Origin of the sequence: Bacillus sp. FSL M8-0049, from assembly GCF_038593355.1 — a bacterium.
Lineage (GTDB): Bacteria > Bacillota > Bacilli > Bacillales > Bacillaceae > Bacillus > Bacillus safensis.
This window is the reverse complement of record NZ_CP151986.1, coordinates 2,396,738-2,422,131: the sequence shown is the minus strand read 5'-3', so window position 1 is coordinate 2,422,131 and position 25,394 is coordinate 2,396,738. Positions and strand designations below refer to the sequence as shown.

Below are 25,394 nucleotides of genomic sequence, written 5' to 3'. Positions count from 1 at the left end.
AAAGTTCATCACGAACTTTAGCCTTTTCTTAAAAATAAACCTTGATGCCTATATAAAATTCGTAAAAGAAATAACAGCCAAACCCTAGTAATAAAATACCAGCAATAATGGATGTCCACTTGATCATCGTCCGATTCATCACTTTTCTTGTTAACGATACAAGTGTGAGAAGACCGATGTCATGAAGGAAAATCCCTGCCAAGATACCGCCGGCAGCCAGCATAAATTCAGATGAATCTGTTTTTGTATACGCATCCGCAAGTACAGCACCAAAAACAGAAACCCAGAACACAAGATTTCCAGGAGATACCGCCACGAGCAAGCCGTTTCGATATGTTTTTGCGAATGATTTATTGACCTTTTCTCCTGCTAAATGGATATCTTGATCCGCGTGTTTAATGGAGTCGTATGCGAGAATCATTAAAAATACAGCTCCGATCAGCCAGAGCGGGATTTGAACAAACGGCAGAGATAAAAACTGAGCAAATCCAGCATATAAAGTCAAGATAAGTAATAAGTCTATGGTCATACCGCCTGCTCCGACAGTTAAACCATGAAAGAATCCGTTTTTGAGTCCCTGTTTTGTCATTTCAACCGTGATTGCTCCAACAGGCAGAGCAATTGAGAATCCTACGACGATAAATGTGAGAAATGTTTGCAATCGACTAGAACTTCCTTTGAATAAATTGTATAAAAATTCTCCGTTTAGATTAATTATACATAATAGGAGAAAAGGATCAACGATTATTTCAGATTTAATTGAAATGAGAGAGACAGATCATGTATAGAAATCTGTATATCAATATAATCCATAAAGCTTGTAGGGGAAAGGAACTATTTTCCTGAATTCTCTTTTTTTCATGATGTCTCTATGCTACACTGATGTGGAAATCAATAAAAGTGACTAGGGGTGCCCGTAAATGGGCTGAGAGAGTAGCATAAGCTTCTTAACCCTTTGGACCTGATCTGGCTCGTACCAGCGTGGGGAAGTTGAAGATGATGCATGTATCCTATCAATGATATGCATGTTTATTTCTGACGACGAAACCAGGTTCTTTCAATAGAGCCTGGTTTTTTGCTGGTGCTGATTCCATCCTGTCCGGTGACAAGAAGAAAAGGAGAGAACAGCAAATGAAGGAAAAGAAAAGTGTCCCATCCAACCAATCATTATTATCCAGCTTTGACGGCAGCCGAAAGGTGTATGAGAAAGGATCAAGGCCCGATATCTTAGTGCCGAAAAGAGAGATTGCGCTCTCACATACTGTGACAGAGGCGGGCGGCATAAAAAATGAACCAGTCCGTGTATACGATACGAGTGGACCGTACACTGATGAGAACGTTCATATTGACGTCACAAAGGGATTAAAGCGTCTTAGGGCAGCATGGATTGAAGAAAGAGGAGATACAGAAAGCTATGAAGGGCGTCATGTAAAACCGGAAGATAACGGATATCGTTCAAGGGAGAAGGGGTCCTTCCATTCTGTCCAAACTGATTTTCATCATAAGCCGCTCCGCGCGAAACAAGGAGCGCGCGTGACGCAAATGCATTATGCCAAAAAAGGCATCATTACGCCTGAAATGGAGTTTATCGCAATAAGAGAAGAGCTAAGCCCTGAGTTCGTTAGAGAGGAAGTAGCGAGCGGAAGAGCCGTCATTCCTTCGAATATTAACCATCCAGAAAGTGAACCAATGATTATCGGAAGGAATTTTCATGTCAAAATCAATGCGAATATTGGTAATTCAGCTGTCACGTCATCCATTGATGAAGAGGTTGAAAAAATGACATGGGCGATCAGATGGGGGGCAGATACAATGATGGATCTGTCTACTGGAAAGGATATTCATACAACGAGAGAATGGATCATTCGGAATTGCCCAGTCCCAGTAGGAACCGTTCCTATCTATCAGGCCCTTGAAAAAGTGAATGGAGTCGCAGAAGATTTGACGTGGGACGTGTACAGGGACACATTAATTGAACAAGCAGAACAAGGTGTAGATTATTTCACAATTCATGCGGGCGTGCTGTTAAGATATATTCCGCTTACAGTCGATCGGGTGACTGGAATTGTTTCAAGAGGCGGTGCAATTATGGCAAGATGGTGTCTTGCTCATCATCAAGAGAATTTCCTCTACACTCACTTCGAAGACATTTGTGAAATTATGAAAAAATATGATATCGCCTTTTCACTTGGAGATGGACTTAGACCAGGCTCGATTGCTGATGCGAATGATGAGGCGCAGTTTGCAGAGCTGGAAACGTTAGGTGAATTAACAGAGATCGCTTGGAAACATGATGTGCAGGTGATGATTGAAGGGCCCGGACATGTCCCAATGGATAAAATCAAAGAGAATGTGGACAAGCAAATGGACATTTGCAAGGAAGCACCATTTTATACGTTAGGGCCTCTTACAACAGATATCGCGCCGGGGTATGATCACATTACATCCGCAATCGGTGCGGCCATGATCGGCTGGTACGGAACAGCCATGCTGTGCTATGTAACACCTAAAGAGCATTTAGGTCTGCCGAACAAAGAAGATGTGAGAGAAGGCGTGATCGCCTATAAAATTGCCGCACATGCCGCTGATCTAGCAAAAGGACATCCTGCTGCTCAAAAGCGCGATGATGCTTTATCGAAAGCGAGGTTTGAATTTAGATGGCGGGACCAATTCAACCTGTCACTTGATCCAGAAAGAGCCTTGGCGTTCCATGATGAAACATTGCCTGCCGAAGGCGCTAAAACCGCTCACTTTTGCTCGATGTGCGGACCGAAGTTTTGCAGTATGAAAATTTCTCATGATATCCGCAATCAATCTGAAGAAGTGAAAAGAGAGATGGAAAAGAAGGCGAAGGAGTTTGTCAGTCAGGGAAGTCAAATTTATCAGCCCTAAAAAAAGAACCTCGCACGCATGCTGTGCGGGGTTTTATCAAACGGCTGAGAAGGCTTTTCTTAAAAGGTGAAAAAATGCCTTTGCTGCATATGCCAGCATGTCCACACTTGGAATGAGAGCATCTGTTAAATGAAAAAAGACTGTTTGTTTTACGGGAGATGTTCGTTTCTTTTTCTGCTTCATTAAGGGCAGCCTCCTTTTTAATCAATATACTTCTTTGCAGATCTGAGAGATAGATATGTTGTGTGAATTTAAACAAAATTTAAACTTCTTGGGTTTGAATGGAAACAAGGAGGGGAAACGAGTTGAATAGAGAATGAATGAAAAGAGCTGATCTATTTGACCAGCGAACAAGAAGAGTGGAAGGTGATCTTTATGATGAAAGTATTTAAGGTAACATTTCATATGAACAATGGGGAAGTGCTTGATTTCGAGCTCAAACGTCCAGCTACCTATGATGTGTATAAAAAAATTGAAGAAGCCAATCATTGGTTTAAGCTGAATAATGAAATCATTAACCTATTAAACGTCAATAGTATCCATGTAGAAACAGAATAACGCAGAAAGCCGCTCAAAGAGAGCGGCTTTCATTATGCAGAAAAATCATTTCGATTATTAAGCTGCCCGCGGGACAGCCAGTTCTTTTTATACAAATAGGCAATGACTTCAAGCCACAGACGCGGTGCTTTTTTAGGGAAAAAAGGTTTTTGGTAATAGGCATAAGCGGCTTTTAAATCATCCCATTGATGACATGCTTTCGTTTGCGTGAATCTGGCAACGTCAATGACCCTGATCCGTCCTTCTTTTGTTAAGATCAAATTGCGCAGATGAATATCAGAAGGATTCAATCCTTTCTCGCGCGCTTCCTCCAGCGCATCATCGACTTGTTCAATCATTTGTTTTTTAATAGGAATTCCTTTTGTAAGGCATTCATAGAATGTGTAGCCTTTAATATATTCCATTAAAATATACTGTTCCCCAGACTCATAAATCTCAGGGTAGTAAGACGAACCAGAAAGTTTTTCGTAAATGGCAGCCTCTTTGCGGGCAATATGCTGATAAGAAGGGAAAAAAACTTTTAGTGCCATTTTCTTGCCGTCTTTTTTGTATAAAAAGACATAGGCACTTCTTCCTTTGCCGCACAGTTCAAGCTCTGCCGGTTTATAGGCAAGCTTATGAAAACGTTTCTCTTCATGATATTGAATCGATTCGGCTAATCTTTTGACATCTGACATTGACTTCACCTTCTTTGGTTTCAGTTTATGCGGCTGAAAAACGAATGATGAAAAAACCGTGTCATTCGATAAAGCAATGGATTGTATAAAACATAACATTTACGAATGAAGGATACAACGAAAGACTCTTACCATACATTTGAATGATCGATTTGGTTAATGTTTAGAAAAATGGGTCAAACTACATATGTCATGCATCGATCTCATGTTCTAAAGAGGTGTAAATAGTGAAAGTGAAGATGAAATGTTTCGTTACAGGACTTATCATGACAAGTGTGCTTTTTTTTGCTGCGGATATGGAAGGGAAAGAACACTTGCAAAAGCAGTCAAACTCTATTACCGTCCAGCTTGAAAAAGTCTATCTAGACGGCGATGTGAGTATTGAAAGACACCGGGCATCATTAGAAGACAAAGACACATTCTGGGCGCAGTATAAAGGCTGGACGCTCGTAGAACAAAAAGAGGATTTTGCCCTTTTTAGAAAGCAAATTGATGATATCTCTCCATTAAGTAAAGCAAATGGATATATCGGATTATCAGAGGACGGTGTGATCTCTACGTTTCATGGAAGGCCTGACGGCTGGGCGGAGCCTATTCATCTCTTTTTTCAAATTGATACGTCCCGTTTAGAAAGTCATGTGGAAAAGCAGCTTGAGCAAGGCATTCCTTTTCGAACAAAGGATGAATTTGAGCATGTGCTTGAAGTCATGAAGCCTTATCGAAATGAAGTATCGTTTTAAAGCGTGTAACAGCTTGCTGGTGTGAAGGCCACAAGCTGTTTTTCGTGGTTTCATCATAAAAATGTACTGAGCGAACGTATGTTAACTTTTATTGCGGTTTTCTCTTCGATTTATGTTACAATGAAGAACAGTCAAAGAGGTGAAAACGGTGATAGAGTTTGTAAAAGGGACCATTGATTATGTGTGCCCGCAATATGTTGTCATTGAAAACGGCGGAGTGGGATATCAAGTCTATACCCCAAACCCGTTTATCTATCGAGTAAATAAACAAGAAACGATTTATACGTATCATTACATAAAGGAAGACGCCTTTTCGTTATACGGTTTTCAAACACGAGAAGAAAAAGCGCTGTTCACAAAACTGTTAAATGTCACAGGAATTGGGCCAAAGGGCGCACTCGCCATTCTTGCTTCCGGGGATCCTGGCGCTGTCATTTCAGCGATAGAACGTGAAGATGAAGCGTTCCTGATTAAATTCCCTGGTGTGGGCAAAAAAACAGCACGCCAAATCATTCTGGATCTAAAAGGCAAACTTGCAGATGTGGTACCAGAAATGATTGGCAACTTATTTAATCACGAGGACCACATTCAGGTCGAAACGCAGCAAACTGCATTAGATGAAGCGCTTGAAGCCTTAAGTGTCCTTGGATACGGTGATCGTGAAATCAAAAAGGTTCTTCCATTATTAAAAGAAGAAAAGAATCTCACAACCGATCAATATGTGAAAAAAGCTTTACAAAAAATGTTGAAATAGGGTGATGTCTCATGGATGAACGGCTCGTCTCAACTGAAGCAGACAACCATGAATCAGCCATTGAGCAAAGTCTGCGGCCACAGACACTTAGCCAATATATCGGTCAGCAAAAAGTAAAGGATAACCTCAGCGTATTTATTGAAGCTGCCCGCATGAGGCAGGAAACGCTTGATCACGTCCTTTTATATGGACCTCCTGGACTTGGGAAAACAACGCTTGCGTCGATCATTGCCAATGAAATGAATGTTCAGCTGCGTACAACGTCAGGACCAGCGATTGAACGTCCTGGTGATTTGGCGGCCATCTTAACATCTCTTGAGCCAGGTGATGTATTGTTTATTGATGAAATTCACCGCTTGCAGCGTTCAATTGAAGAAGTGCTGTACCCAGCAATGGAGGACTTTTGTTTAGATATTGTCATTGGAAAAGGAGATACAGCACGCTCTGTGCGGCTTGATTTACCGCCATTTACGCTTGTAGGTGCAACAACCCGTGTCGGGCTGTTAACAGCACCGCTTCGTGACAGGTTTGGGGTACATGCAAGATTGGAATACTATGAACAAAGAGATTTGGCTCACATTGTGGCAAGAACAGCCGAGCTGTTTGAGATTGGGATCGATATTCGCTCTGCTGAAGAGATTGCGAGACGTTCCCGGGGAACACCGAGGGTTGCCAATCGTTTGCTCAGAAGAGTAAGAGATTTTGCGCAGGTGCTTGGGAATCATGCCATTACGCAGGATATTGCGGAAGATGCCCTAGAGCGTCTTCAAGTCGACAGGCTTGGCCTTGATCATATAGACCATAAGCTGCTTTTAAGTATGATCGAAAAATTTAGAGGCGGTCCTGTTGGGCTTGATACGATCTCAGCGACAATTGGAGAAGAATCACATACGATTGAAGATGTGTACGAACCGTACTTACTGCAAATTGGTTTCCTGCAAAGAACACCAAGAGGGCGGGTCGTCACAAGAGAAGCGTATGAACATTTTCAAATGGAGGTTCCGATTCGTGACTGAATTCCCTAAAATATTAATGATTTTAGGTGGTGTCCTTTTTGCCGCAGGATTAGTATTTCAATTGGTTGGTAAGCTTCCAGGTGATATTTTTGTGAAAAAAGGAAATGTAACGTTCTTTTTTCCTGTCATTACATGCATTGTCATTAGCATCGTACTAACCATATTACTTAATATCTTTGGACGGATGAAATAACGTTAACTAGTTAACTACAGAATAGGTGAAGGAAATGAAGCTAGAACTATTTGATTTTGATTTACCAGAAAGATTGATTGCACAAGTGCCGCTTGAAAAAAGAGATGCATCAAGACTGATGGTCTTAAACAAACAAACGGGTGCGATTACACATGATACATTCTCACAAATCATCAATTATTTTCAAAAGGGTGATTGTCTCGTTCTAAACAATACGCGCGTTCTGCCTGCACGTCTGTTTGGTATGAAAGAGGATACAGGTGCCAAAGTAGAGCTGCTTCTATTGAAACAAGAAGAGGGAGACAACTGGGAAACACTTGTCAAACCAGCCAAACGGGTGAAAAAAGGGACGGTTATCACGTTTGGTGATGGACGGCTCAAAGCAGTATGCACAGAGGAAATGGAACATGGCGGAAGAAAAGTCGAGTTTCAATATACAGGCATTTTTTATGAAGTGCTTGAATCCCTTGGTGAAATGCCGCTGCCTCCATATATTAAAGAGCAGCTTGACGACCGTGAACGCTATCAAACCGTTTATTCAAAAGAGGTTGGCTCCGCTGCTGCGCCAACTGCCGGTCTCCACTTTACAACCGAGCTGCTGGATGCGCTGAAAGCGAAAGGTGTACACATTGCTTTCATTACGCTGCACGTAGGGCTTGGCACATTTCGTCCGGTAAGTGCAGAACGTATTGAAGAACACGAAATGCACGCAGAGTTTTATGAAATGAATGAAGAAACAGCTGATGAGCTTAACCGCATTCGCAAGGAAGGCGGGCGGATTATTTCAGTCGGCACAACGTCAACAAGAACGCTTGAAACCATTGCAAGTGCACATGATGGTGAGTTCAAAGCCTCAAGCGGCTGGACGTCGATCTTTATTTACCCTGGCTACACATTCAAGGCAATTGACGGCATGATCACGAATTTCCATCTGCCAAAATCCTCGTTAATTATGCTTGTCAGCGCATTAGCTGGACGAGAGCACGTACTTAAAGCGTACAATGAGGCTGTTAAAGAGGAATACCGATTCTTCAGCTTTGGCGATGCCATGCTGATTCAATAACATCATACAACAAAGACAGGAGGGCTCATTTTTGTCGCAATTACCGATACGTTATGAGTTCATTAAATCATGCAAACAGACAGGTGCACGTCTTGGCCGCGTTCATACACCGCACGGCTCCTTTGAAACACCTGTATTTATGCCAGTAGGTACACTGGCTACAGTCAAAACAATGGCGCCTGAAGAATTAAAGGCTATGGATGCAGGCATCATCTTAAGCAATACGTACCACCTATGGCTCCGTCCAGGTCACGATATCGTAAAGGAAGCAGGCGGTCTGCACAAATTTATGAACTGGGATCGAGCAATCCTAACAGATTCAGGCGGATTCCAAGTTTTTTCATTGAGTGAATTTAGAAAAATTGAAGAAGAAGGCGTTCACTTCCGTAATCATTTAAACGGAGACAAGCTGTTCCTATCTCCTGAAAAAGCCATGGACATCCAAAATGCACTTGGCTCTGATATTATGATGGCATTTGATGAATGCCCGCCGTATCCTGCAGAGTACGATTATATGAAACGTTCTGTGGAGCGGACAAGCAGATGGGCAGAGCGATGTCTAACAGCGCACCAGCGTCCTGAAGATCAAGGGCTGTTTGGGATTGTCCAAGGCGGAGAATACGAAGAGCTTCGAAAACAAAGTGCAAAAGACCTTGTTTCACTTGATTTCCCAGGTTACGCCATCGGAGGCTTATCTGTAGGGGAACCAAAAGATGTGATGAATCGTGTACTAGAGTTCACAACACCATTTTTACCGGCAGACAAGCCGAGGTACCTAATGGGTGTCGGCTCACCAGACTCCTTAATTGACGGCGCCATTCGCGGTGTAGATATGTTTGACTGCGTACTGCCGACGCGAATTGCAAGAAACGGCACCTTGATGACAAGTGAAGGCCGTCTTGTTGTGAAAAATGCAAAATATGAGCGTGACTTTAGACCAATCGATGAAAACTGTGACTGCTATACATGTAAAAACTATACACGCGCCTATATTAGACATCTCATCAGAACAAATGAAACGTTCGGAATTCGATTAACAACTTATCATAATCTTCATTTTCTGTTAAAATTAATGGAGCAAGTGAGAGAAGCTATCCGTGAGGATCGTTTAGGTGATTTTAAAGAAGAGTTTTTTGAGCGTTACGGCTTTAACAAACCGAATGCGAAAAACTTTTAACGCATAAACGAAAGGCTTTACAATGCTTTAGAAAGGGGTGAAATAGAATGGATGGTGGTATGGGTTCAATCATTATGATTGTTGTCATGTTTGCTGTGCTTTACTTCTTGTTAATCCGTCCACAGCAAAAGCAACAGAAAGCTGTGCGTCAGATGCAGCAATCTTTATCAAAAGGCGATAAAATCGTCACAATCGGTGGTTTACACGGTGAAATCGACTCAATTGATGAATCAAAAGTGGTCATCAAAACAAGCGAAAACAACCGTTTAACTTTCGATCGTCGTGCTATTAGAGAATTAGCTGACAAAGGCTAATCCTCTGATACATAGCCATAAAAAAAAGAGCGATATAACCGCTCTTTTTTTATTTGCCTCGAAGATTGACACCAATCATTCCCCCCAGCATACAAATGCCTAAAAATGCTCCATGATAGATAAACTGCTCTGGTGAAAACGTTTTTCCAAATCCCAAATATTGAAATAGAAATACAGTGAGGGAAAAAATGATAGACGTGACCGCACCAATCAGCCAGCCACGCTCCTTTGCTTTCCCTCCAGAAATGATGCCTCCTAATAAAAGGGCAGCAAAGGACAAAATCATAATCATCCATTTAAATGATGTTTCCTGCATACTTGTGAATGTAAGCATGAGCGACACAAGTAAACTTGTGACAACCATCACGACAAAAATGGCAATTAAGCCGGATAAAATGCCTTTTCCAATATGTTTCGTTTCCTGCATGTAGATTCGTCTCCTCTCCAATTGAACGAAGCTTGTCTTTTACTAAAATGTATTCACAGTGAAGAAAAATTAGACATGTTTCAGACGTTTCTTTTCTACATAAATAAAGTGTTTTGACACAAGCTATGTTGGAGAAGGAGGGTTTCCATCACATGCAGGATATCTTGATCATTTCCATGAGAACCATCATTTTATATTTTCTTATTTGGTTTATATTTCGCTTAATGGGCAAAAGGGAAATTGGCGAGCTGAGCATTTTAGATTTAGTCATTTTTATGATGATCGCAGAAATTGCGGTTCTCGCCATAGAAGAAGTAGAGGATCACATGTTACATACGGTATGGCCAATCCTGCTGTTAACCTTCATTCAAATCACACTTGCTTACCTCTCACTGAAATTCCAAGGCGTCCGGCGCTTTCTTGACGGCAAACCGGCCCTGCTCATCATCAATGGGAAAATAGACGAGGGTGCAATGAGAAAACAGCGATACAATTTTGATGACCTTCTCATTCAATTAAGAGAAAATAACATCGACAGCATTCAGGATGTCTCTTACGCCATTTTAGAGCCGTCTGGAAAGCTCGCCGTTGTCGAAAAAGAAAACAAGCGCAAACATGCAGCGCTTGAGCTTCCACTTGTTGCGGACGGTGTCGTGCAGCATGACCACCTTAAGCAAATCAATCAAAATGAACAGTGGCTGAAAGATGAGCTTGCTAAAAGAGGCTATCATGATATCGATCAAATCTCTTACTGCAGCTTTAATCAAAAAACATTTTATATTGATTTGAAAGATGAAGTGATCAAAAAGAGATGAGCTAAAACAGCTTCCCAATGAACGGGATGCGGCGCAGCTCTTCTCGTTTCACTAGCCCTAGGCAGATTAATAGAATGACATAGAGCGTGCACGTAACAAAAATGAGTGTCACAAGTTCAATAGGAGCAGAAAAGAGTCCGTCTACTTGAGATTTCAGCCAAAGGCTGACAGCCCCTGTACCGATAATCACAAGGACGCATAGTCCATATTCCTTTAATGGTAAATGAATAGGCAGCACCTTTCCGACAGTTGCCGCATGGAGCAGCGTGACAAGGATGATGCCGATTAAGATCGCAAGTGCTGCGCCCATAATGCCAAAGCCAGGCTGGGAAGCAAGGACAAAAATCATCCCTGTTTTCACAATTGCACCTATCAGGCTGTTGGTCATCGCCGCACCAGCTAAATTGAGTGCTTGAAGCACGGCTTGAAGGGGCCCTTGAAAATAATAAAGAAGGAAAAATGGCGCCATGAATTTCACATAAATGGCCGCGTGCGATGAACCATACATAAAGAGTGTTAAATCTTCTGCGTAAACGAAAAGAATAATACATGAAATGCCTCCGCTGAGTAAACAAAGGCGCATCGCCTGCTTCAGCCGGTATTCGACCGTTTTACGTTTGTTCTGCTCCATTCCTTCACTGATCGCCGGAACTAATGCAGTGGAGAGTGAATACGTAATAAAACTAGGCAGTGTCAAAAGGGTCAGGGCAAGACCAGTCAACTCCCCGTACTGCCTTGTCGCCTCTACAGCTGCATAACCAGCAATGGCAAGACTTTGCGCGACAACAATCGGCTCTAAAAACCACGAAATATTCCCGATAAAACGGCTGCCTGTTGTTGGCAGGGCAATGCTCATCAGCTGTTTAAACGTGTCCTTCCCGTCATGAATCGCCTTAAAAAATCGTTTTCGAATACGAATCGTCTTTTTATAGCGGAAGGCGATCAGTAAGTAAGCAAGTGAAATCATCTCTCCAATCACAGATGAAATCATCGCACCTGCTGCCGCATATTCAATCCCGTAAGGAAGGAAAGCCGTTGTACATACTGCCACTAGTGAAATTCTTGCGACCTGCTCTAGAACTTGAGACATCGCAAGCGGGCTCATCTGCTGTCTGCCCTGGAAATAGCCTCTTAACACACTGGAAATGGCGATGACTGGTACGACGGGTGTAATGGCAAGCAGTGGATAGACCGTTCTAGGATCAGTCAGCATATTTTCTGCCATGATGGGCGCAAACCATAAAAAGAGCGGCGTGAATATCAGGCTGAGTGTTCCTGTTATCGCAAGGGACATGACCAGAATACGTTTTGTTTTCTGTTTGTCACCCCGGGCTTCTGCTTCTGCGACAAGCTTACTAATGGCGACAGGCAGTCCGAATTGTGTGAGCGTCACGGCGAGAAAAAAGGTAGGTGCAGCCATCATATAAAGCCCGACCCCTTCTTCGCCAATGAACCTCGCAATGACAATTCGATTGACAAAACCCAATATTCTCGTGATAAAACCTGCTAAAATTAAAATAATGGTCCCCTTTAAAAACGTTTGCTTCGTCAAATCACAGATCACCTGCCTTCTCAAACGACATAGAATCATATACAATAAGATATGCGTGTATATCGTCCAAGCATGACAAGTCTCTCGATAAAAAACTGAAAAGGGGGAGCTACGCAATGACACAACACCCAGCTGCTATATACAAAGACCATTTAAAGCCTTTTCTGTTCAGTAAGCTTGAAGAATTCATCGTTTTGGGCTATAAAGATGTAGATTTAGAGGAATTATGGTCATACTTAGAGAATAAGAAGTGGAAGAAAAAACAAGAGTATCCGATTCATGAAATGGTTGCAGATATTTTATCTGTGAAAATAGGCGAATTTATGAACTATGCAACCGTTCAGTCGTTTAAAACGTCTGCTTTTTTGGACAGTGAAGATGGCAAGAATATGCTTGATGAACTGTTGAAATAAGCCATCTTAATGGATTCAGGTGTTTAAGGAGGAAATACATAATGAAAAAAGGGCGCATTCTTGCGTTTTTCTTAGTGGTTCTGTTAATCGGAACTGGCGTGGGCTTACTGACAAAGCCTGTTGCGAAAGATATGACGCTAGGGCTGGATTTACAGGGTGGATTTGAAGTCCTGTATGATGTACATCCAGTGAAAAAAGAGGACAAGATCACAAATAGTGTTCTCGTTAGTACAGTGGAGGCTTTAAACCGAAGAGCCAATGTGCTAGGTGTAAGTGAGCCGAACATCTCGATTGAAGGCAATAATCGTATCCGTGTGCAACTAGCAGGGGTAAAAGATCAAAACAGAGCTAGGGAGATTCTTTCCACTGAAGCACAGCTATCCTTCAGAGATACGAATGATAAAGAACTTCTTAACGGGGCTGACCTAGTCGAAAACAGTGCAAAACAAACATTCAGTCAAACGAATGAGCCAATTGTGACGGTTAAACTAAAGGATGCGAAAAAATTTGGTGACGTCACAAGAAAAGTAGCAGCGATGGCGCCGAATAACCAGCTTGTCATTTGGCTTGATTATCACAAAGGAGATTCCTTCAAAAAAGAAGTCTCAAAATCAAACCACAAGTATGTATCTGCACCAAATGTGAATCAAGAGATTAACAGCAGTGACGTACAAATTGAAGGGAAATTTACTGTCCAAGAGGCAAAAGACCTCGCAAGTATTTTAAATGCCGGGGCATTGCCAGTAAAATTAACAGAAAAATATTCCACATCTGTGAGTGCACAGTTTGGTGAACAAGCACTGAACGAAACAGTGTTCGCAGGAATAGTAGGAATCGCATTTATCTTCTTATTCATGCTGCTTTATTACCGATTACCTGGTCTTATAGCTGTCATCACACTATCAGCCTATATCTACATTACGCTGCAAGTGTTTGACTGGATGGGCGCGGTCATGACACTGCCTGGAATTGCCGCACTTATTCTAGGGGTAGGGATGGCTGTTGATGCCAACATTATTACTTATGAACGGATCAAAGAAGAGCTGAAGCTCGGCAAATCTGTCCGTTCTGCTTTCAGATCAGGGAACCGCAGATCATTTGCGACCATCTTTGATGCAAACTTAACAAGTATTATTGCCGGCGGAGTGCTGTTCTTCTTCGGGACAAGCTCTGTAAAAGGATTTGCAACAATGCTCATCCTCTCGATTTTAACAAGCTTTATCACGGCTGTATTCCTATCAAGATTCCTTCTTGGACTGCTTGTAGAAAGCCGTGCGCTCGACCGCAAAAAAGGCTGGTTTGGTGTCCGCAAAAAAGACATCATGAGTATCCACGAAACAACAGAAAATACCGAACCGAAAACGCCATTTGATAAATGGGATTTCGTCAGCAAACGTAAAGGCTTTATGATTTTCTCCATAGCTGTTACTATTGCGGGAATCATCGTCCTTTCGATCTTCAAGCTCAATGCTGGTATTGACTTTGCTAGTGGAACGAGAATTGATGTTCAAAGCGATCACAAGCTGACAACTGCACAAGTAGAGCAAGACTTTAAAAAGCTTGGTCTTGAAGCAGACAGTGTTGTGCTGTCGGGGCAAAAAGAAAATCAGGCAGCTGCTCGATTTGTCGGGGTGCCGAACAAAGAAAAAATCGCTGAAGTGAAGGATTACTTCAAAGATAAATACGGCACTGAGCCGAACGTAAGTACAGTATCACCGACTGTCGGAAAAGAACTTGCCCGTAATGCGCTGTATGCCGTCATCATTGCTTCCATTGGGATCATTTTATATGTATCCGTCCGTTTTGAGTATAAGATGGCGATTGCGGCGATTATCTCACTGCTGTACGATGCATTCTTTATTGTCGCCTTCTTTAGTATCACGCGCTTAGAGGTGGATGTCACCTTCATTGCCGCGATCCTCACGGTCATTGGGTACTCGATCAACGACACGATCGTTACCTTCGACAGGGTTCGTGAGCAAATGAAGAAACGTAAACCGAAAACCATTGAAGATCTATCGTACATTGTGAACTTAAGCTTACAGCAAACCTTTACGCGATCTGTCAACACGGTGCTGACTGTACTTGTCGTTGTTGTCGCACTGCTTATCTTCGGATCAGCGTCGATTACAAACTTCTCCATCGCCTTACTTGTCGGCTTATTAACAGGGGTGTACTCATCCCTTTATATCGCGGCACAAATTTGGCTGATGTGGAAAGGCCGAGAGCTGAAAAAACCAGCTAAGATTGATACAGATCAAGATATTTAATCTAGAAAGACTGCCTTTTTCGGCAGTCTTTTTCTATCGGTTTTTCTGAAAATAAGATGATTTGAAAAAACATTTCGGGTTTCATTGATCTTAAAATGGTCTTTTGCTATAATGACTTACGTTTAGACCAGTATAGAAAGCAAGTGTCTGTTTAGGCATTTGGCTTTATTCATTGGAGGGGCTGTTATGAAGGTTCGGGAAACTGAACTGCCAGGTATCGGTCATAAAGCCGAAATGATCACAAGAAATAATGAGAAGCTTGCCATCATTACACATGATGACGGCAGAAGAGAAATGTATCATTTTCAGGAGGACGACCATGAAGAAACGATTTCTGGCATCCTGCTAAACGATGAAGAAGCAAGACAAATTGCGGCTATTTTAGGCGGCATGGTCTATAAGCCGAAAGCGCTTGAAACCGTAGAGGTAGCAATTGATGAACTGGTGATTGAATGGTTTAAAATTGAAAAGAATGCACCAGCTGTTCAAAGAAGCATCGGTGACCTCAATGTTCGCCAAAACTATCAAGTAACAGTCATCGCCATTGTGAGAAAATCACATGAGAAGATTTTAAATCCAGGACCAGATACCATTATCGAAGAAGGGGATACCCTTGTCATTTCTGGAGAAAGAAAAGAATTAAAGAATCTGATTAAAGAAAAACTCAGCAGCTGATGATGCCCATGCTGATAGGTTTTCTTCCACTGCTTTCTTTCGGTGTTTAAAAAAGGCAGCGAAAAGGGAAGAATAAAAGAAAAAGCTTGGGGGATATGTAGATGAACAAACAACAATGGACCATCATACTCGCATTTATTTTCGTATTAATTGTCTCAGTATTTGCCGTGATTAATGTACGGCCTGTCGAGGTACACTACTTATTTGGAACGGCTGAATGGCCCCTGATCCTTGTCATTATCGGTTCAGTTTTAATGGGCGGGCTGATTGTGGCATTTGCAGGAATCTTCCAAATTGTGAAACTGAAACGTGAACTAAAAGCATTAAAAGCTGAGCGTGCAGCCGCTGCACCTGCTGCTTCGACGAAAAAGGCAGACAAAGATCTTCAAAAAAAATCTCATGTCACGCCTTTAAAAGAACAGCCAGCATCATTTGACCGGAAGGAAAAATAATCTTCCAGCACAATTTCATAAAATAAAAATTGAAACCCCTCATTCCACTCTAGTATAATAGTGTGGTTGAGGGGTGAATTTATGTTATTATCCAAAATGCGCTGGGAATATGAACATCCAAGCGAAGAAAAAGTGAAATCACTCTCTGAAAATCTGAATATTTCAGCGCTGACTGCATCGCTTCTCGTAAAAAGAGGACTTGAAGAAGTAGAAGAGGCGAGGTCTTTTTTATTTGATCAAAAAGCCGAATTTCATGATCCATTTCTATTAAAAGGAATGAAAGAAGCAGTAGAGCGCATCAACAAAGCGATCGAAGAGCAGGAATCGATTGTGATCTTCGGAGACTATGATGCAGATGGTGTGACAAGTACGTCTGTACTTTTACATACATTAAAAGAGCGGTCTGCGATAGTAGACTTTTATATTCCAGATCGATTTAAAGAAGGCTATGGGCCTAATGAACAGGCATTTCGATATATCAAGGAGCAAGGAGCATCGCTTGTCATCACGGTCGATACAGGCATTGCTGCTGTAAATGAAGCACATATTGCAAAAGAAATAGGGTTAGACCTAATCATTACAGATCACCATGAACCAAGTGAGGAGCTGCCTGAGGCACTTGCTATTGTCCATCCTAAGCAGCCTGGCTGTGAGTATCCCTTTAAAGAACTTGCTGGTGTAGGCGTAGCGTTTAAAGTGGCGCATGCACTGCTTGGGAAGCTGCCAGTTCAGCTGTTAGATCTTGCAGCAATCGGGACAATCGCGGATCTTGTACCGCTTCATGATGAGAATAGATGGCTCGCCAAAAAAGGCCTTGTGCAGCTTCGGCAGTCGAATAGACCGGGGCTGAAAGCGTTATTGAAAGAAGCGGGAGCCACTCTAGAAGAAGCCAATGAGGAAACGGTCGGCTTTCAAATTGCGCCAAGGCTGAATGCTGTAGGACGAATTGAACAGGCAGATCCTGCCGTTCATCTTCTGATGACTGAGGATAAGGATGAAGCAGAAGAGCTCGCTCGTTTTGTACAGGAACTGAATAAAGAACGACAAAAGATTGTCAGTACGATCACAGAAGAAGCCATTCAAATGGTGGAAGAGGCAGGTGATGACCAGTCTGCGATCGTTGTAGCGAAAGCTGGCTGGAATCCGGGCGTTGTCGGAATTGTTGCCTCTAAATTGACGGATACTTTTTCTCGTCCGGCGATTGTGCTTGGAATAGATGAAGAGACGCAAATGGCAAAAGGATCAGCCCGGAGTATTCCTGGCTTCGATCTGTTTTTCCATCTAAGCAAATGCCGCGACATCCTGCCGCATTTCGGCGGGCACCCGATGGCAGCAGGGATGACACTTCGATCGGATGATGTCGCTTTACTAAGGGAAAGATTAAATCAATATGCAAATGAAACATTGACGGAAGAAGATTTTATTCCAATACAGCGGGTCGATGCAGTATGCAAGGTAGACGAATTGACGGTTGAAGCGATTGAGGAAGCGGGGATGCTGTCACCATTTGGTATGTCAAACCCAAAACCGTTCATTATGATTGAAGATGCGAAGCTTGAAGATATCCGAACGATTGGGGCAAATCACAACCATATTAAAATGTCTCTGAAAGACGAAGACAAGCTGCTTGACTGTGTCGGTTTTCACCAAGGGAAATTAAAAGAAGAAATTGTTCCAGGAAGCCGCATTTCCGTGATTGGAGAAATGTCCGTCAATGAATGGAATAACCGGAAGAAGCCCCAGCTGATGCTAAAAGATGCACGAGTTGATGAATGGCAGCTGTTTGATCTGCGCGGGAAAAAGGATTGGGAGAAGAAAGTTTCGACGCTTGATTCAGAAAAATCTTTGGTTGTCTGTTTTGATGAAGCAACAAAACAGGACGTCGATATCCCCATTCATCATGTTCATGCAGAAAATGTATCAACGTTTGATGTACAGGGCAAATATGTGGTCTTTGCGGATGTTCCCGCAGATGAGCAATTGCTGAAGCAGCTTTTAGAAAATCAAAAGCCTGCCAGAATTTATACGGTTTTTCAAAGAAAAGAAGATCATTTTATGTCCTCTTTCCCAAGCCGTGACCAATTCAAATGGTTTTATGGGTTCTTGTTTAAACGGGGAAGTTTTCCTATCAAAGAACAAGGAATGGACCTTGCCAAACATAGAGGCTGGACAAAAGATACAATCATTTTTATGACAAAGGTGTTTTTTGAACTCGGTTTTGTTAAAATAGAGAATGGTGTGCTGTCAATAGTACTTGATGCCCCTAAAAAAGATTTAACGGCATCAGCATCCTATACAGCAAAACAACGATTGATGGAACTCGATCAAACACTAACATATTCCTCAGCTAAAGAGCTGAAGGAATGGCTGAATAGCATGATGAGCGAAGTCTCACCTGTGCTTTGACGTACGAGGAGGAAAAGGAAAAGATGGATTTAAAACAATATGTGACAGTTGTACCTGACTACCCAAAGGAAGGTGTACAATTTAAAGATATTACAACGTTAATGGATAAAGGCGAAGTGTACCGTTATGCAACGGATCAAATCGTTGATTACGCGAAGGAAAGAGACATTGATCTCATTGTTGGACCTGAAGCGCGTGGATTCATTATTGGCTGCCCTGTAGCATACGCACTTGGTGTAGGTTTTGCACCGGTTCGTAAAGAAGGAAAGCTTCCTCGTGAAGTCGTTAAAGTCGATTACGGCTTGGAATATGGTAAAGATGTATTAACGATTCATAAAGATGCGATTCGTCCTGGTCAGCGTGTCCTGATTACAGATGACTTACTTGCGACTGGTGGAACAATTGAAGCGTCCATTAAGCTTGTAGAGGAATTAGGCGGCGTTGTGGCAGGGATTGCATTTTTGATTGAACTGACGTATCTGGACGGCAGAAAGAAGCTTGACGGCTACGACATCATGACGTTAATGCAATACTAATGGAGTTTTCGTAAAAAGCACTCAGTAAGAAGGGTGCTTTTTTCCTATCAAAAATCTTTTAGCGGACTTCTTCTCTTTACATCTATCGAATTTTTCTTGATAATAAACTACAATACAGTTTTCATTTAAAAAGGTGATTCCATGGCGAACGAACAAGTTTTAACGGCGCAGCAGGTCATTGACAAGGCAAGAGAATACCTGTCCGCTGAACATATTCAATTTATAGAGCGAGCATATGAATATGCTGAAAATGCACACAAGGAGCAATACCGGAAATCTGGTGAGCCCTATATTATCCATCCAATTCAAGTGGCGGGTATTCTTGTTGATCTTGAAATGGACCCATCAACCATTGCAGGCGGTTTCCTGCACGATGTAGTTGAGGATACAGATGTGACATTACAGGATTTAAAAGAGCATTTTAACGAGGAAGTAGCAATGCTTGTTGATGGTGTCACAAAGCTCGGGAAGATTAAATATAAATCACAAGAAGAACAGCAGGCCGAAAACCATCGAAAAATGTTTGTTGCAATGGCGCAGGATATCCGCGTAATCTTGATTAAGCTGGCAGACCGTCTTCATAATATGAGAACGCTCAAGCATCTTCCGCAGGAAAAGCAGCGGAGAATTTCAAATGAAACACTTGAAATCTTTGCACCGCTTGCGCACAGATTAGGGATTTCAAAGATTAAGTGGGAGCTTGAAGATACAGCACTCCGCTATTTAAATCCGCAGCAATATTACCGGATTGTGAATCTGATGAAGCGCAAACGAGCGGAACGTGAGGAATACTTGGACGAGGTTGTCAATGAAGTGAAAGACCGCGTGTCTGAGGTAAACATCAAGGCTGAATTTTCCGGCAGACCAAAACATATTTATAGCATTTATCGCAAAATGGTCTTGCAAAATAAGCAGTTTAATGAAATTTATGATCTGCTTGCCGTTCGTATTTTGGTTGACAGCATTAAAGACTGTTATGCTGTGCTCGGGATTATCCATACATGCTGGAAGCCGATGCCAGGCAGGTTTAAGGATTATATCGCGATGCCAAAGCCGAACATGTACCAGTCTCTTCATACAACGGTGATTGGACCAAAAGGCGATCCGCTTGAAGTTCAGATCCGTACAGTGGAAATGCATGAAATCGCAGAATACGGGATTGCGGCACACTGGGCATACAAAGAAGGTAAAGAGTCAGCAGAATCAACGGAAGAAGCGGTCTTCCAGAAGAAGCTCTCTTGGTTTAGAGAAATTCTTGAATTTCAAAACGAATCCACAGATGCAGAAGAATTTATGGAGTCGTTAAAGATTGATCTTTTCTCTGATATGGTGTTTGTGTTTACTCCAAAAGGAGACGTCATTGAACTGCCGTCGGGCTCAGTTCCGATTGATTTCTCTTACCGGATTCACTCGGAAATTGGGAATAAAACGATCGGTGCCAAGGTCAATGGCAAGATGGTCACACTCGATCACAAACTAAAAACAGGTGACATTATTGAAATTCTGACATCAAAGCACAGCTACGGGCCAAGTCAGGATTGGGTCAAGCTTGCCCAAACTTCCCAAGCGAAGCACAAGATCAGACAGTTTTTCAAAAAACAGCGCCGTGAAGAAAATGTCGAAAAAGGCCGAGAGCTCGTGGAGAAAGAGATCAAAAACCTTGAGTTTGATGTCAAAGACATTTTGACCGCTGAAAACCTGCAAAAAGTGGCTGACAAATTTAATTTTTCAAACGAAGAGGACATGTATGCAGCAGTTGGATATAACGGCATTACTGCACTGCAGGTCGCCAATCGTTTAACGGAAAAAGAAAGAAAACAAAGAGATCAAGAAGAGCAAGAGAAAACCGTTCAAGAAGTGACGGTGGAGCCAAAGACGTATCACGGGAAAAAACGGGAAGCTGGCGTAAGGGTCAAAGGAATTGATAACCTGCTTGTCCGCTTATCTAAGTGCTGTAATCCTGTTCCTGGCGATAGCATTGTCGGTTTTATTACGAAGGGCCGAGGTGTATCTGTTCACCGCGACGACTGTCCGAACGTGAAGACAGGAGAAGCGCAGGAGCGGTTAATTCCTGTTGAGTGGGAGCATGAGCAGCCTGCTCAAAACCGTAAAGAATACAATGTAGAAATTGAAATATTAGGATATGATAGACGCGGCTTACTCAATGAGGTGCTACAAGCAGTCAACGAAACCAAAACGAACATCTCCTCTGTTTCTGGGAAGTCTGATCGTAACAAAGTGGCGACGATCCATATGGCGATCTTTATCCAAAATATTAATCACTTGCACAAAGTGGTCGAACGCATTAAACAAATCAAAGACATTTACTCTGTTCGCCGATTCATGAATTAGAAAGGAAGTATATCGTCTATGAGGCTTGTTGTGCAGCGTGTGACAAATGCATCTGTGAAGGTAGAAGAAGAGATCACAGGTGCCATCAACGAAGGATATATGGTGCTTGTTGGTGTCACACACGAAGATACAGAAGAAGATGTGCTTTACTTAGCTGAAAAGCTTGCACATTTACGTATTTTTGAAGATGAAAATGGGAAAATGAATCGTTCATTATTGGACATAAAAGGAAGCGTTCTGTCTGTATCACAATTTACCCTATATGGTGATACGAGAAAGGGCAGACGGCCGAATTTTATGAAAGCCGCCAAGCCGGATGCAGCCAACTCGCTTTATGAATGTTTCAATAAAACCCTTAGAGAAAAAGGCATCCATGTGGAAACTGGCCGTTTTGGTGCGATGATGGACGTGACATTGACCAATTCAGGACCAGTCACGATCTTGATGGACAGCAAAGAATAGATTCTCTTTAGACTGTAGATGAACTCATGCGGGAGTTTGTTTAGAGTCTTTTTCTTTTGCGGATAAACAAAAAAGAGGCGCAGCGGCCTCTTTCTTTTTAACGAAAATATTGTTTTAATCCTTCAGTCATTCCTTCTGTGACTCGTTCTTGGTAAGAGGCGCTATAAATGATCGCTTCCTCCTGAGGATTGCTTAAATACCCGAGTTCATATAAAAGGGAAGGGCGTTTGTTTTCTCTTAAAACAAAGTAATCTCCGAATTTGACACCCTTATCAGGGATTTGAGAGCGTTTTGCAACTTCTGAATGAACGCTTGACGCTAATTGCTGATCTTTTGCTGCTTGATAATAATACGCTGTACTTCCTCTAACACTTTGATCCATAAAACTATCGTAATGAAGACTAATAAATGCATCTGCATTTCGGTAATGAGATGTTGCCACCCTTGATTGAAGGCTGATAAAGGTATCATCACTTCTTGTTAAATATACATTTGCACCAGAAGCCCTTAATTTGCCTGCAAGTAAATTGGCGGTTTTGATGGTGATGTTCTTTTCAAAAGCACCGTCTGCGCCAATTGTGCCGCTGTCTTTTCCGCCATGACCAGGATCAAGAACAATCGTTTTCCCTTTTAAAGAACCAGTTCCAGACGATGAATCCTGCTGAGGTCTTGGCGCGTCGCTGCTATTTTTCTTCGTTTGAACGACCCAGCTCGCCACATAGCCGGTTCCGCCGTTTGATAGTGTCACCTCGTACCAGTCACCTTGCGTCCGAACAATTTGATAGGCAGCTCCTTTTGTTGCTCTTTCTGCAATCCCAGCAGAGGTAGAAGCGCTTTTTCGAATATTGGTGCCATCATAGACAATGTACGCTTTTTGTTCAAAAGCCGAAGAGGATGAACTCTTTTCAGGTGCAGAGCCTGCTCCTTTGCCTGTGACAATGTAATAGCTTGCAACCCAGCCTTTTACGCCTTTCCCCTCAATTTCATACCAGCCGTTCTGCTCTCGCAAAATGGTGATCTGTGTGTTGCGGGCAAGTGAAGCGACGACTTGTGCATTTGGTGCGGCCGATTGCCTTACATTCAAGCTCGATACGCCAACTGTGCCTGTCTGGTTAGAGCGAGAGGACTCGCCGGAGCTTGATTGAGAAGTTTTCTGCCCCCCTGAAACATAATCAGAGTGAACCCAGCCTTCTGCTTGTTTATACGAAATTTTCGTCCATTCGCCGCTTGTCTCGAGCTTTTTAGCGGTAGCACTTTGCGGGAAAGTACCAATCACTTGATAGGAAGTCCCAGGGCCTGTCCGGATGCGAAGATCGGAAGCTGTCGATGTAATTGTACTGCCTCCAGCCGTGCTTTGACCTTGCGCCTTTGGCTTCGCGGATTTTTGAGCGCCGGATGATGTGGTAATCAGCCATGAGACGACCCAGCCTTTTTGTCCGTTTGATAATTGGATCTGCACCCATTCTCCTTGTTCAGTGAGAATGGGATAACTTTCGCCGCGTTTTACAACAGCTGCAATTCCATAGCTTAAACCAGGGCCCGTTCTCACATTGATTTCATCTGTTGCGACAACAGCTTGATCTGTTTGTGCTGTAGCATGTGTCATAGGCAAAGAACTCGCGATGAGAACAAAACAAGTAAGCAGCATCATCATTTGATTGTGTTTTTTCAGATTCAAAACGGTGTTTTCCCCTCCCTTGTAAAACCGATGAATGTTAATTCGTTATGTAGTGGATGAATTCCTTGCAGTTTCCCTAATAAAAATGAATCAATCTGTTTATACTAAATAAAAATGTGATAAAAGGATGTACAAACATGAGATTAAGCAGAAAATTAGGACGAGTGCAATATAATGGACATCGTGATATCGACCGCTGGCAGCACGACGAAATGGATCAGCCAGGCTTCCTTGAAGAGACCGCATCTGAATACGGATGTACGTCAAAAGAAGAGCTGGAAAAGAAAAAGAGGCACGGCAAGGGTTGACAGAGTGGCAGCACCGACCTTATTATAATATAAATCAACACACTTGAAAATTTAAAATGTGGAACTGATGATAGAGAATAGTAGGGTAAATTGCGTGAGCAGAGAGGAATCGCCTTAGGCTGAAAGCGAATCCGCATGGCATTTATCACGAAAGAACACTCTGTAGGTTTCCTGCTGAACGCTCTAAAAATGAGTCAATAGGCGGAGAACGTGAATCTGCGTTAAGGATTTGAGCGGGAACATGGCTGGATCATGTTCCAACTAGGGTGGCACCACGGGTATAACTCTCGTCCCTACTATACACATAGTAGAGGCGGGGGTTTTTTATATGTCCACATAAAAAATGAATGATGGTCGTAGGAGGACGAAAAATGAGTTTTAATATTCCAAGAGGCACACAGGATATTTTACCTGGAGAGTCAGAACGCTGGCAGTATGTTGAACAAATTGCGAGAGATACATGTGCAGCCTTTCAATACAAAGAAATCCGCACACCGATTTTTGAGCATACTGAGCTGTTTGCACGGGGAGTAGGCGAATCAACTGATATCGTTCAAAAAGAGATGTACACATTTGAAGATAAAAAAGGACGCAGCATCACACTTCGTCCAGAGGGAACAGCTTCAACCGTCCGTTCTTATGTTGAAAATAAATTGTTTGCACAGCCTGCTCAGCCAACAAAGCTGTATTACATCGGACCAATGTTCCGCTATGAACGTCCGCAAACAGGAAGATATCGTCAATTTTATCAATTTGGGATAGAAGCGATTGGTTCCAAAGATCCTGCCATTGATGCTGAGGTCATTTCGCTTGCGATGAGTGTGTATGAGAAAGCAGGTCTTTCCAACTTAAAACTTGTCATTAACAGCCTTGGTGACAAAGAGAGCCGTGCAGACTACCGCACAGCACTGGTCAAGCACTTTGAACCAAGAATTGAGGAATTCTGTCACGACTGTCAAACGCGTTTACATCAAAATCCGCTGCGTATTCTTGATTGTAAAAAGGATCGTGATCATGAATTGATGGCAACAGCTCCATCCATTCAAGATTTCTTAAATGAAGAATCGCGGACGTATTTTGAAAAGGTTAAACAATACTTATCGGATATAGGCATTGAGTATGTCGTTGATCCAAATTTAGTACGCGGTCTTGATTACTACAATCACACAGCATTTGAGATCATGAGTAATGCAGAAGGCTTTGGTGCGATTACAACATTAGCCGGCGGCGGCCGTTATGATGGGCTCGTTGAAGGAATTGGCGGTCCTGAATCACCAGGGATCGGATTTGCGATGAGTATTGAGCGTTTCTTATCTGCGATCGATGCTGAAGGAATTGAGCTTCCTCTGCAAGATGGTATTGATCTATACATTGCTGCTCTCGGAGATGAAGCGAAGGATTATTCTGTTTCATTATTAAACCGTCTGAGAAAAGAAGGTATCTCAAGTGAAATGGACTATACAGGGAAGAAACTAAAAGGACAATTTAAAGCGGCTGATCGATTAAAAGCCAAATTTATTGCAGTTCTTGGTGAAGATGAGCTTGCGCAGCAAATTGTGAATGTGAAAGATACGACAACGGGTGAACAAATTGAAGTGAAGCTTGATGAGCTGATTCAAATGTTGAAGGCCCACCAGAAAGCGTAAAGAAGGAGTGGAATGTTT

Annotated in this window: 26 protein-coding genes, 1 riboswitch and 1 other annotated feature; of the genes, 20 read left to right on the top strand and 6 right to left on the bottom strand. The window is 42.5% G+C overall.

Annotation, left to right across the window (positions count from 1 at the left end):
- Positions 1–28 precede the first annotated feature (28 nt).
- Entirely contained in the window at positions 29–661 is a 633-nt protein-coding gene (locus NSU13_RS12510; RefSeq protein ID WP_034279872.1) for a LysE family transporter, read from the bottom strand.
- Positions 662–896: 235 nt separating this feature from the next.
- Positions 897–1,005, top strand: a riboswitch (TPP riboswitch).
- A gap of 126 nt (positions 1,006–1,131) precedes the next feature.
- On the opposite strand from NSU13_RS12510, the gene thiC reads away from it, so the two are divergent.
- Entirely contained in the window at positions 1,132–2,892 is a 1,761-nt protein-coding gene (gene thiC, locus NSU13_RS12505) for a phosphomethylpyrimidine synthase ThiC (RefSeq protein ID WP_342489540.1), read from the top strand.
- Positions 2,893–2,928: 36 nt separating this feature from the next.
- Here thiC and NSU13_RS12500 read toward each other — a convergent pair whose 3' ends face one another.
- A complete protein-coding gene (locus NSU13_RS12500; protein WP_326136203.1) occupies positions 2,929–3,075 on the bottom strand; it encodes a hypothetical protein in 147 nt (48 codons plus the stop codon).
- A 192-nt stretch (positions 3,076–3,267) separates the two neighbouring features.
- Between NSU13_RS12500 and NSU13_RS12495 the strand changes: the two genes are divergently transcribed.
- Positions 3,268–3,450 carry a hypothetical protein gene (locus tag NSU13_RS12495; protein WP_008342761.1) on the top strand — a complete coding sequence of 61 codons (183 nt, stop codon included), beginning with the start codon at positions 3,268–3,270 and terminating at the stop codon, positions 3,448–3,450.
- A gap of 32 nt (positions 3,451–3,482) precedes the next feature.
- On the opposite strand, the gene NSU13_RS12490 is transcribed toward NSU13_RS12495, so the two are convergent.
- Positions 3,483–4,127: a protein kinase family protein gene (locus NSU13_RS12490; RefSeq protein WP_342489539.1), complete on the bottom strand. Its 645-nt coding sequence runs from the start codon at positions 4,125–4,127 to the stop codon at positions 3,483–3,485.
- Between the two features lie 239 nt (positions 4,128–4,366).
- Here NSU13_RS12490 and NSU13_RS12485 point away from each other — a divergent pair, with 239 nt between their 5' ends.
- The 7 genes from NSU13_RS12485 (at position 4,367) to yajC (ending at position 9,384) form a co-directional block, all read left to right on the top strand.
- Positions 4,367–4,867: an intercompartmental signaling factor BofC gene (locus NSU13_RS12485; RefSeq protein ID WP_046312308.1), complete on the top strand. Its 501-nt coding sequence runs from the start codon at positions 4,367–4,369 to the stop codon at positions 4,865–4,867.
- A 148-nt stretch (positions 4,868–5,015) separates the two neighbouring features.
- Positions 5,016–5,621 carry a Holliday junction branch migration protein RuvA gene (ruvA, locus tag NSU13_RS12480; RefSeq protein ID WP_024423144.1) on the top strand — a complete coding sequence of 202 codons (606 nt, stop codon included), beginning with the start codon at positions 5,016–5,018 and terminating at the stop codon, positions 5,619–5,621.
- 11 nt (positions 5,622–5,632) lie between these two features.
- Positions 5,633–6,637 carry a Holliday junction branch migration DNA helicase RuvB gene (gene ruvB / locus NSU13_RS12475; protein WP_024423143.1) on the top strand — a complete coding sequence of 335 codons (1,005 nt, stop codon included), beginning with the start codon at positions 5,633–5,635 and terminating at the stop codon, positions 6,635–6,637.
- Entirely contained in the window at positions 6,630–6,830 is a 201-nt protein-coding gene (locus tag NSU13_RS12470; protein ID WP_012010741.1) for a DUF2905 domain-containing protein, read from the top strand. The genes ruvB and NSU13_RS12470 overlap by 8 nt, the downstream gene beginning before the upstream one ends.
- 34 nt (positions 6,831–6,864) lie before the next feature.
- Positions 6,865–7,893, top strand: coding sequence for a tRNA preQ1(34) S-adenosylmethionine ribosyltransferase-isomerase QueA (gene queA / locus NSU13_RS12465; RefSeq protein ID WP_034279883.1), 1,029 nt, complete (start codon positions 6,865–6,867; stop codon positions 7,891–7,893).
- A gap of 31 nt (positions 7,894–7,924) precedes the next feature.
- The gene (tgt, locus tag NSU13_RS12460) at positions 7,925–9,070 is read left to right on the top strand and encodes a tRNA guanosine(34) transglycosylase Tgt (RefSeq protein WP_024423141.1); all 1,146 of its coding nucleotides are present in this window, start codon (positions 7,925–7,927) and stop codon (positions 9,068–9,070) included.
- A 47-nt stretch (positions 9,071–9,117) separates the two neighbouring features.
- Complete coding sequence (yajC, locus tag NSU13_RS12455) at positions 9,118–9,384, top strand: preprotein translocase subunit YajC (RefSeq protein WP_008360993.1); 267 nt, start codon at positions 9,118–9,120, stop codon at positions 9,382–9,384.
- Positions 9,385–9,433: 49 nt separating this feature from the next.
- Here the strand turns inward: yajC and NSU13_RS12450 are convergent, their stop codons facing one another.
- Complete coding sequence (locus NSU13_RS12450) at positions 9,434–9,811, bottom strand: TIGR04086 family membrane protein (protein ID WP_034279887.1); 378 nt, start codon at positions 9,809–9,811, stop codon at positions 9,434–9,436.
- 152 nt (positions 9,812–9,963) lie between these two features.
- Here NSU13_RS12450 and NSU13_RS12445 point away from each other — a divergent pair, with 152 nt between their 5' ends.
- A complete protein-coding gene (locus tag NSU13_RS12445; RefSeq protein ID WP_034279889.1) occupies positions 9,964–10,626 on the top strand; it encodes a DUF421 domain-containing protein in 663 nt (220 codons plus the stop codon).
- Position 10,627: 1 nt separating this feature from the next.
- Here NSU13_RS12445 and spoVB read toward each other — a convergent pair whose 3' ends face one another.
- Positions 10,628–12,178 carry a stage V sporulation protein B gene (gene spoVB / locus NSU13_RS12440; protein WP_046311918.1) on the bottom strand — a complete coding sequence of 517 codons (1,551 nt, stop codon included), beginning with the start codon at positions 12,176–12,178 and terminating at the stop codon, positions 10,628–10,630.
- 116 nt (positions 12,179–12,294) lie between these two features.
- On the opposite strand from spoVB, the gene NSU13_RS12435 reads away from it, so the two are divergent.
- The 8 genes from NSU13_RS12435 (at position 12,295) to dtd (ending at position 21,744) form a co-directional block, all read left to right on the top strand.
- A complete protein-coding gene (locus NSU13_RS12435; protein WP_003216788.1) occupies positions 12,295–12,591 on the top strand; it encodes a post-transcriptional regulator in 297 nt (98 codons plus the stop codon).
- Positions 12,592–12,632: 41 nt separating this feature from the next.
- Positions 12,633–14,861, top strand: coding sequence for a protein translocase subunit SecDF (gene secDF, locus NSU13_RS12430; protein WP_034279892.1), 2,229 nt, complete (start codon positions 12,633–12,635; stop codon positions 14,859–14,861).
- Between the two features lie 186 nt (positions 14,862–15,047).
- Positions 15,048–15,536 carry a cation:proton antiporter regulatory subunit gene (locus tag NSU13_RS12425; protein WP_041115109.1) on the top strand — a complete coding sequence of 163 codons (489 nt, stop codon included), beginning with the start codon at positions 15,048–15,050 and terminating at the stop codon, positions 15,534–15,536.
- Between the two features lie 101 nt (positions 15,537–15,637).
- A complete protein-coding gene (locus NSU13_RS12420; protein WP_024423135.1) occupies positions 15,638–15,988 on the top strand; it encodes a lipopolysaccharide assembly protein LapA domain-containing protein in 351 nt (116 codons plus the stop codon).
- Positions 15,989–16,069: 81 nt separating this feature from the next.
- On the top strand, positions 16,070–18,394 hold the full coding sequence (gene recJ, locus NSU13_RS12415; protein ID WP_342489538.1) for a single-stranded-DNA-specific exonuclease RecJ: 2,325 nt from the start codon (positions 16,070–16,072) through the stop codon (positions 18,392–18,394).
- Positions 18,395–18,417: 23 nt separating this feature from the next.
- Positions 18,418–18,930, top strand: a complete 513-nt coding sequence (locus tag NSU13_RS12410; protein ID WP_034279900.1) for an adenine phosphoribosyltransferase — start codon at positions 18,418–18,420, stop codon at positions 18,928–18,930.
- 141 nt (positions 18,931–19,071) lie between these two features.
- On the top strand, positions 19,072–21,282 hold the full coding sequence (locus NSU13_RS12405) for a bifunctional (p)ppGpp synthetase/guanosine-3',5'-bis(diphosphate) 3'-pyrophosphohydrolase (protein WP_034279902.1): 2,211 nt from the start codon (positions 19,072–19,074) through the stop codon (positions 21,280–21,282).
- A gap of 18 nt (positions 21,283–21,300) precedes the next feature.
- Complete coding sequence (gene dtd, locus NSU13_RS12400) at positions 21,301–21,744, top strand: D-aminoacyl-tRNA deacylase (RefSeq protein WP_034279904.1); 444 nt, start codon at positions 21,301–21,303, stop codon at positions 21,742–21,744.
- 97 nt (positions 21,745–21,841) lie between these two features.
- On the opposite strand, the gene NSU13_RS12395 is transcribed toward dtd, so the two are convergent.
- Positions 21,842–23,422: an SH3 domain-containing protein gene (locus tag NSU13_RS12395; protein ID WP_101676824.1), complete on the bottom strand. Its 1,581-nt coding sequence runs from the start codon at positions 23,420–23,422 to the stop codon at positions 21,842–21,844.
- A 137-nt stretch (positions 23,423–23,559) separates the two neighbouring features.
- On the opposite strand from NSU13_RS12395, the gene NSU13_RS12390 reads away from it, so the two are divergent.
- Both NSU13_RS12390 and hisS read left to right on the top strand, forming a co-directional pair.
- Positions 23,560–23,730, top strand: coding sequence for a YrzK family protein (locus NSU13_RS12390; protein ID WP_003216250.1), 171 nt, complete (start codon positions 23,560–23,562; stop codon positions 23,728–23,730).
- A gap of 58 nt (positions 23,731–23,788) precedes the next feature.
- Positions 23,789–24,028: a binding site (T-box leader), on the top strand.
- Positions 24,029–24,101: 73 nt separating this feature from the next.
- Entirely contained in the window at positions 24,102–25,376 is a 1,275-nt protein-coding gene (gene hisS / locus NSU13_RS12385) for a histidine--tRNA ligase (RefSeq protein WP_041115117.1), read from the top strand.
- The last annotated feature ends 18 nt before the right edge of the window (positions 25,377–25,394 follow it).